Source organism: Paucilactobacillus vaccinostercus DSM 20634 (assembly GCF_001436295.1).
In the GTDB taxonomy this organism is placed as follows: domain Bacteria; phylum Bacillota; class Bacilli; order Lactobacillales; family Lactobacillaceae; genus Paucilactobacillus; species Paucilactobacillus vaccinostercus.
Genome location: NZ_AYYY01000068.1, coordinates 1 through 507 on the forward strand (window position 1 = coordinate 1; position 507 = coordinate 507).

Annotated in this window: 1 pseudogene; it reads left to right on the plus strand. The window is 45.6% G+C overall.

Annotation, left to right across the window (positions count from 1 at the left end):
- A pseudogene (locus FC26_RS12895) lies at positions 1–507 on the plus strand (KxYKxGKxW signal peptide domain-containing protein); the annotation flags it as partial.

Genomic DNA, 507 nt, shown 5'->3' on the forward strand with positions numbered 1-507 from the left:
ACGTCAATCTCATTGAACAACTCAACGAACGGCTCAACCAGCACCTCCGGTTCTGCCAGTGATTCAACGAATGGTTCGACAAGCACGTCAGAATCAAACAGCGATTCAGACAACAGTCAAGCAAGTACTTCAGCTTCATTGAGTACTTCAGACAACAGCCAAACAAGTACCTCAACTTCACAAAGTGATGTGAAGAGTACTTCAACGGTTGGTTCCGACTCGAATAGTGATTCTGACAATGGGTCAACCAGCACTTCAGAATCACAAAGTGATTCAACGAATGGGTCAACGAGCACGTCAGAATCCGTAAGTGATTCGACCAACGGCTCGATCAGCACGTCTGATTCAAATAGTGATTCCAATGCGGGTACTGAAAGCGACTCAACCGCCGGTTCAGAAAGCAATTCTAACTCCGACAGTCAATCAGATATTCGTTCAACGAGTGATTCGGTCTCAGACAGTAACTCAACGACTGGTTCAACGAGTGCTTCAGTTTCTGATAATGCT